Annotated in this window: 8 protein-coding genes; 2 read left to right on the plus strand and 6 right to left on the minus strand. The window is 41.8% G+C overall.

Going from position 1 to position 7392, the window contains the following annotated elements:
- Positions 1-107 precede the first annotated feature (107 nt).
- The 6 genes from GXZ17_RS05870 to recG form a co-directional block, all read right to left on the minus strand.
- Positions 108-647: a YceD family protein gene (locus GXZ17_RS05870; protein ID WP_409376358.1), complete on the minus strand. Its 540-nt coding sequence runs from the start codon at positions 645-647 to the stop codon at positions 108-110.
- Positions 595-1857 carry an acetate/propionate family kinase gene (locus tag GXZ17_RS05875; protein WP_409376359.1) on the minus strand — a complete coding sequence of 421 codons (1263 nt, stop codon included), beginning with the start codon at positions 1855-1857 and terminating at the stop codon, positions 595-597. The genes GXZ17_RS05870 and GXZ17_RS05875 overlap by 53 nt, the downstream gene beginning before the upstream one ends.
- Positions 1858-1874: 17 nt before the next feature.
- Positions 1875-2870 (minus strand): phosphate acetyltransferase, encoded by a 996-nt coding sequence (gene pta, locus GXZ17_RS05880; protein ID WP_409376360.1) that lies wholly within the window; start codon positions 2868-2870, stop codon positions 1875-1877.
- 71 nt (positions 2871-2941) lie between these two features.
- The gene (gene coaD / locus GXZ17_RS05885) at positions 2942-3436 is read right to left on the minus strand and encodes a pantetheine-phosphate adenylyltransferase (RefSeq protein WP_409376361.1); all 495 of its coding nucleotides are present in this window, start codon (positions 3434-3436) and stop codon (positions 2942-2944) included.
- 17 nt (positions 3437-3453) lie between these two features.
- Positions 3454-4017 carry a 16S rRNA (guanine(966)-N(2))-methyltransferase RsmD gene (rsmD, locus tag GXZ17_RS05890; protein ID WP_409376362.1) on the minus strand — a complete coding sequence of 188 codons (564 nt, stop codon included), beginning with the start codon at positions 4015-4017 and terminating at the stop codon, positions 3454-3456.
- Entirely contained in the window at positions 4018-6396 is a 2379-nt protein-coding gene (gene recG / locus GXZ17_RS05895; RefSeq protein ID WP_409376363.1) for an ATP-dependent DNA helicase RecG, read from the minus strand.
- 84 nt (positions 6397-6480) lie between these two features.
- Here recG and rpmB point away from each other — a divergent pair, with 84 nt between their 5' ends.
- On the plus strand, positions 6481-6666 hold the full coding sequence (rpmB, locus tag GXZ17_RS05900) for a 50S ribosomal protein L28 (protein ID WP_409376364.1): 186 nt from the start codon (positions 6481-6483) through the stop codon (positions 6664-6666).
- A 13-nt stretch (positions 6667-6679) separates the two neighbouring features.
- A complete protein-coding gene (locus GXZ17_RS05905; protein WP_409376365.1) occupies positions 6680-7369 on the plus strand; it encodes a DUF554 domain-containing protein in 690 nt (229 codons plus the stop codon).
- Positions 7370-7392: the final 23 nt, after the last annotated feature.

Genomic DNA, 7392 nt, shown 5'->3' on the forward strand with positions numbered 1-7392 from the left:
CCTCTTTTGCTTTCCATCCTGAAGTGTAGGATAGTATAAAATAATTTCTCACCTATTGCAAATGAAAATAGAATTCTAGCCTTTTAAAAGTGTGTTATCTCCGAAAGTTATAAGTTTTCCTTAGCCCAATTTTTCAATACCGCCAATCGAGGATCTATCGCTTCTTCACAGAAACACTTTTCTTTATTCCGATTTGCCCCACAAACTGGACATAACCCTCGACAATCAGGAGAGCACAAAGGTTTCATGGGTAGATTTATAAAAATAACTTCTTCTACTTCCCGTGTTACTTCCACATAATTATCTTCTTCCCAGAAGTACCCCACTTCATCGGATTCACTGGCTTCTGCTTCTATATCAGAGAGACGATGGATACGACTCAAGTTCCGGTACTCTAAGTAAAAAACAGCCTTTATCTCCTGTATTGAGGGTTCCAAACAGCGGGAGCAGGACATTACGAGTGCAGTATCCACTACTCCTTTTACCAGAATTTCACTTCCACAGTTTGTAAGGAGAGCATCCACCCTTACTGGTTGCGCAAAAGGTAGCTTTTTCCCTTCCCAGCTCAGAGAAGGGAAATTCTCTTCTTCAATATCATGGAAAGTCCTTCCTACACTTTTTTTCACTTCCCCGATGTAAAGCCGCATCGTTCTCACCTCTTTTCCTTGCTAGAGCCCGGGTATTTCGAGCAATTATCAGCTCTTCGTTGGTAGGAATAACCATTACTGCTACCCGGGACTGATCGCTACTTATAAAAGCCTCTTTTCTGTTCACTTTATTCCGCTCTTCGTCTATTAGTATACCTAAATGTTCCAATCCCTGACAAACAGATTTTCTAATGTAAGAAGAATTCTCTCCTATACCAGCAGTAAAAACTAAACCATCCAGTCCTCCTAAAATAGCATAATAAGAGCCGATATATTTTTTAGCCCGATAAATCATCAAATCCAGAGCCAGTTGAGCTCTATGATTAAAAGGAGCAGCAGCTTCAATATCCCGAGTATCACTACTAATTCCTGAGACACCCAGCACCCCACTTTTTTTATTCAATATCTCATCCATTTCCTCAGCCGATAGCCCCTCTTTTCTCATTAAAAATAGGGGTATGGCCGGGTCTAAATCTCCAGAGCGCGTTCCCATCACCAGCCCTTCTAAAGGAGTAAGTCCCATAGAAGTATCTATGGATTTACCCCCTTTTACTGCCGCAAAACTTACCCCGCTACCCATATGACAAGTAATTAATTTTAAATCACGAGGGTCTTTATCCAGTATTTTGGCTGCCCGTTCTGATACGTATTGATGAGAAGTACCATGAAAGCCGTATCTCCTGATACGATATTTTTCATAATACTCATAAGGAATAGCATAAATATAAGCATGTTCGGGCATAGTCCCGTGAAAAGCAGTATCAAAAGTTGCCACCTGTGGCACATCAGGCATTAACTCCCGACAGGCTTCTATCCCTAAAATATTGGCAGGATTATGCAAGGGACCTAAATCAATACATTCCCTGATAATCTCTAAAACCTCATCATCAACTAACACCGAGCCGGTGAGCTTCTCTCCTCCGTGCAGTACTCTATGACCTACTGCCTCAATTTCATCAACGCTTTCTAAAACTCGAGTTTCTTCTTGAGTCAAAACTTCTATCACCCACTGTATAGCTATTCGATGATTGGGAACTTCCCTTTCCTGAGTAAAAACCTGGCCATTGCCATTGTGTTCCAGACGAGACCCGGGTGCTCCTATTCTCTCCACTATTCCTTTTGCTAATACTTGATAATCTTCTTCTCCTTTTACATGAAAGAGCTGATATTTAACCGTCGAGCTTCCACAGTTGACCACCAGTATATTCAATTTTTTATCCTCCTAACTTAAAATTGAGTTTGCAAAACAGTAACAGCTATCTGATCCACTATATCTTCTACCTTAGCCCCTCGAGAAAGGTCATTGACTGGTTTAGCCAGACCCTGCAAAATAGGACCAACAGCCGTAGCTTTAGCCAGGCGCTCGGTCAACTTGTAAGAAATATTACCGGCATTCAGATCGGGAAAGACCAAAACATTGGCTTTTCCTGCCACCGGGCTTCCAGGCGCTTTTATTTTTGCCACTTCAGGAACCAACGCTGCGTCAAGCTGCAGTTCCCCATCTAAAAGTAAATCTGGATTTAGAGAATGGGCAATACGAGTTGCCTCTATTACTTTGTCTACTAACTCATGTTTGGCGCTACCTTTGGTAGAAAAAGATAGCATCGCCACCCGGGGTTCAGCATCCAGAAGAAAAACGGCAGTGCGAGCGGTAGTAATAGCAATATGAGCTAACTCCTCAGCATCGGGATTGGGATTCAATGCCGGGTCGGCATACAGAAAAATGCCATTTTCTCCGTAAGAACAATCAGGAACCACCATTAAGAAACAACTAGAGGCTAATTTAATTCCCGGCGCTGTCTTAATAATCTGTAGAGCTGGTCTTATCACATCAGAACTGGATAGAATCGCTCCTCCTACTACCCCATCAACTCTATTTTCCCGCAACATCATACAGGCATAATACATGGGGCTTTTTAATAAGTCTTCAGCTCCCTCCCAGGAAAGACCCTTATTCTTCCTCAACTGGTAAAGGTCGTCAATATAAAATTCTCTTTTCTCATCTCTTAAGTGATTAACTATCTCCACCCCCGAGAGGTCAAGATTCAACTCTTGCGCTTTTTCGGCAATCGTTCCCTCTTCTCCCAGAAGAACTACAGAAGCTATGCCCTCTTTTTGAGCTATCTCTGCCGCTTTCAGAACTCGCCCATCCTGGCTTTCAGGCAAAGCAATTCTTTTTTGTAGTGCTTTAGCTCTTTTTCTGATCTCGCTCAATATATCCATTTTATCTACTCCCTTTTATAAGTAGTATGTATAACTTTTCCATTTAAAGGAAGTTATCTCCTCTATTAAAGTTAAAAATTAGAAAGATTTCCCCTATCAAACTTATCTCTCAATTTCTTTTCTACTGCTGGCGGCACTAACCCCCTGATACAACCACCGAAAGAAGCAATCTCTTTTACTATGGTTGAGTTAAGATAAGAAAATTCGGCACTGGTGGGTAAAAACAAAGTTTCTATCTCGGGAGCCATCTTCCGATTAATGAGAGCAATCTGAGTTTCATACTCATAATCAGAAATAGCTCTCAAACCTCGAAGAATAACCTGACATCCTCTCTCACGAGCAAAGTTGACCAATAAACCATCGAAAATTTCTACTTCCACGTTAGAAAAAGGTTTTACTGCTTCTTCAATCATGGTTTTTCTTTCTTCTGAGGTAAAAAGAGGCTGCTTATGGGGATTTTTTAATATCCCCACTACCAAACGATCAAAAATCTTTCTTCCTCGTTCAATGACATCCAGATGCCCATTAGTCAGAGGGTCAAAACTCCCCGGATATATCGCTATCAAAGTCAATCTCTCCTTCATCAAGAATTGGCCTTAAAAGAGCCGAATATTAAAATGCTCCTTCCATACTTTCTGCGATCCTCTATTTTAAAAAAATCACAGTCTCGGAAAGGGTCCTGTTCTTCAGGATAACGAAATACTATCAGAGCATCCTCCAGAATCACTTTAAAATTATACAACTTTTTCAAAACGCTTTTGCTATCCATAGAAAAAGGAGGATCCACAAAAACGATGTCCGGTTTAATGCTTCGAGAAGGAAAAGGAAAAGAATGCAAAAAATCCCTTCTCAAAACCCGGGCTCTTTCTTCAAAACCGCAGGTCTTTATATTTCTCTCCAGAAGCGAACAAAGATAGGAGTCTTTTTCTAAAAAATAAACCTGGCTTGCTCCTCGACTTAGAGCCTCAAAACCCAGAGAGCCGCTTCCAGCGAAAATATCAAAAACCACACTTTCTGGTATTTCTTCTTGCAAAATTTCAAATATTGCCTTACGCATAACCCCGGGCATAGGACGAACCTTCTTACCCGGGGGGGTGACTATCTTTCTCCCTTTATCTTTTCCTCCCACCAGATACAAATAACCCATCTAACTTATCTCTCCAAACTCCAGATAACGGCCAAATCTCCTGTTAATTTCCTTTTTTAATAAACGATTTTCTTCTCTTTTTAATTCTGGGTCTTCATCAAGGATTAACTTTGCTTCTTCGTTAGCCCTCTCCAGAATAGACCAGTCTTCAAAAGGGTCAGCCAGGTGAAATTCAGGCACCCCGTGCTGTCTAACTCCGTAAAATTCACCCGGTCCTCGCAAGCGAAGATCCTCTTCGGCAATGCGAAAACCGTCGTCGGTAGCCACCATTATTTCCATCCGCCGGCGAGCTTCCTCAGTACGGGCTTCAGCTAAAAGTATACAGAGGCCTGCTGCCTCTCCTCTCCCGATTCTACCTCTCAACTGGTGCAGTTGCGCCAGGCCAAACCTCTCGGCATTTTCTACTACCATCACGCTGGCGTTGGGAATGTCAATTCCCACCTCAATAACTGAAGTAGCCACTAAAACATCTATATCCCCTCGAGAAAAACGTTCCATGATTTCTTCCTTCTCCCGAGAAGGGAGTTTACCATGAATCATCTCTATTCGAAAGCCCGAAAGCCAGGAAGAGCGTAAAAGCTCTGTTACCTCTACTACATTACTGATTTCTGCCTCACTTTCTTCTATGGCCGGACATACCACAAAAGCCTGTCTTCCTTCCTCTATCTGCTTTCGCACTCGATTATAAGCTTTAAACCTCTCTTTAAGAGAAAAACAGAGAGTAGTCACCGGTTTTCTGCCCGCTGGTTTTTCATCTACCACAGAAATATCTAAATCCCCATAAAGAGTTAATGCTAACGTCCGAGGAATAGGAGTGGCAGTCATCACCAAAAGGTGCGGAATAGAGGCTTTCTCTTTTAATTTTGCCCTCTGTAACACCCCAAAGCGATGTTGTTCATCCACAATAGTAAGGCCCAGCCGGGGGAAAGTAATGTTTTCCTCAATAAGGGCGTGAGTACCAATTACCAGATCAACTTCCCCTTTTCTGATTTCCTCTATCAATTTTTTCTTTTCTTTGTTGGTTCCCCCCTTGAGAAGTCCCACTCTCACCCCCAGAGAAGACAATAAATCTTTAAACCGGTTGTAATGCTGTTCAGCTAAAATTTCAGTAGGAACCATAAAAGCTACCTGTCTTCCCGAATCAATAACCTGGAGAGCCCCAAGTAAAGCAACCAGTGTTTTTCCTGAACCCACATCTCCCTGCACTAAACGATTCATTAGCCGTCCACTAACTAAATCCTCATGAATCTCTTTTACTACCCTCTCTTGAGCAGAGGTCAGGGTAAAGGGAAGTTGAACTAAAAAATTTTTTACCAGCGCTGAATCAGAAACACAGGGAGGGACCTCACAATCTGCTAATTCCTGCCGACGGATTTTCAAACTTAAAGCAAAAAGCAAAAATTCCTCAAAAATGATAGTTAAGTGAGCTCTACTGCGTCGGGAGTTTAATTCCGCTACTGAAGAGCGGGAAGGACGGTGCAGTTCCTCTATAGCTACCCTTTTGGGTAAAAAATTGTGCCTTGCCACTAAAGAAGAGGGAAGAATTTCTTCTACCTCCCCTAAAAAATTATCCAGGGCATAATAAATAATGGATTGCAGCTTTTTTAAACTTAATCCTTCAGTAAGGCTATAGATGGGAATTATTCTATCCCATCTATGATTTTCTTTCGTCACCAGCTGGTAGTCAAAATCAGCTACTTCCCAGTTACCAAAAGACCGACGAAAATTTCCCGAAACTTGAACTTTCACGCCTTTTCGCAAAGTTTTGGCCAGATAATTTCTATTAAAACACACCAGGTTTATTTTACCCGTTCCATCGCTCACGGCGATTTTAAGTAATGGCCCCCGTCGAGTAGCCACCCGACTTTGAGAAGTAACCACTCCCTGGATAGTTTCCCATCCTTCTCCCCGGAGTTGAGAAATGGGTTTTACCTCTCCTCGGTCCCGATAATAACGAGGAAAGAAAAAGATAAGGTCTTCTGCTGTTTTGATTTCCAGACGGTTTAATTTTTTCTCCAGAACCGGACCTACTCCTTTAATGTATCTCACCGGAGTAGAGAGATTCCCTTCCCCATCAGAAAAACTTTTTTCTTTCTCTGGTGAAGGTAAATCTGAAGAAGAGACCTTAAGAATATCACCATCGTCACTTTGAGATTTCAGCTTTTCTTCCATATCCTGCAGTAGTTTGCTTCTCTCTTCCAGAGTTAAATTATCGTAGTTCAGAAGAAGAGAATAAAAATCTCCCCCCTCTCCCCGTTCTGTAAGCCAGCCACTCAAAAAGTTACTGAATCCCCCAAAAACGGAGAGGTTATCCAGTCTCTGTTTTTCTCTCTCTATTATTTTCAGTACTAATTCTCTATCTATTTTTCTCTCAATCACTTTTCTATTTTAACCCATCTTGCATTACATCTTCAAAACTGCTATATTTTTACCCGACTCTGAGAAAGGAAAGGAGTAATAACAATGGCAAAATGTGAAATCTGTGGTAAAACCACTTCCTTCGGTAATAAAATAAGCCACTCTCACCGGGTAAGCAGAAAGACTTGGCGTCCCAACATTCAGAAAGTGAGAGCAGTTGTAGACGGCGAAACCAGAAAAATAAAAGTTTGTACTTCTTGCTTGCAAGCAGGAAAAGTTAAAAAAGCGTAAATTACCGTTTTTTATGTTACCCTTAGGAACCCTGGCTAACGCTGGAGCAATTCTTATAGGCGGCATGGTAGGAATGATTATCCGCTCCCGCTTACCGGAGCGGATATCGCTTATCGTCTTCCAGGGCATTGGTCTATTTACTCTTTCTCTGGGAGTATCCTTAGCCATAAAAACCCAGAACTTTTTGCTTTTAATATTCAGTATCGTCCTGGGCTCCATAATAGGAGAATTGCTCGATTTAGAAAAAGGGCTCAACCACCTGGGAGAAAATCTAAAATCCCTTATCAAATCAAAAAATGATCGTTTCGCTGAGGGTTTGGTAACTGCTTTTTTGCTCTTTTGCATGGGCTCTATGACTATCTTGGGAGCCATAGAGGAAGGCCTGGGTAACCCTCCCCATCTTCTTTTAGCTAAATCGGTGCTGGATGGTTTCTCATCCATTGCTCTATCCGCCTCTTTAGGAGCGGGGGTGATTTTCTCCATCATTCCTCTTCTTCTCTACCAGGGTGGAATAACTTTATTTGCCAGTTCTCTTCAAAGTTTTTTTACCGATTCCCTGATACTGGAGCTTACCGCAACAGGGGGACTGCTCCTTATAGGTCTCGGAATTAACATCTTAGAAATAAAAAAGTTAAAAGTGCTCAACATGCTACCCAGCCTTGTAGTGGTGGTAATTCTAAAAATGCTATTCTTTCATAATTAAACCACAAAACCCGGGTAATTGCA

Source organism: Candidatus Sordicultor fermentans (genome assembly GCF_012728195.1).
Classification (GTDB): domain Bacteria; phylum Atribacterota; class Atribacteria; order Atribacterales; family Caldatribacteriaceae; genus Sordicultor; species Sordicultor fermentans.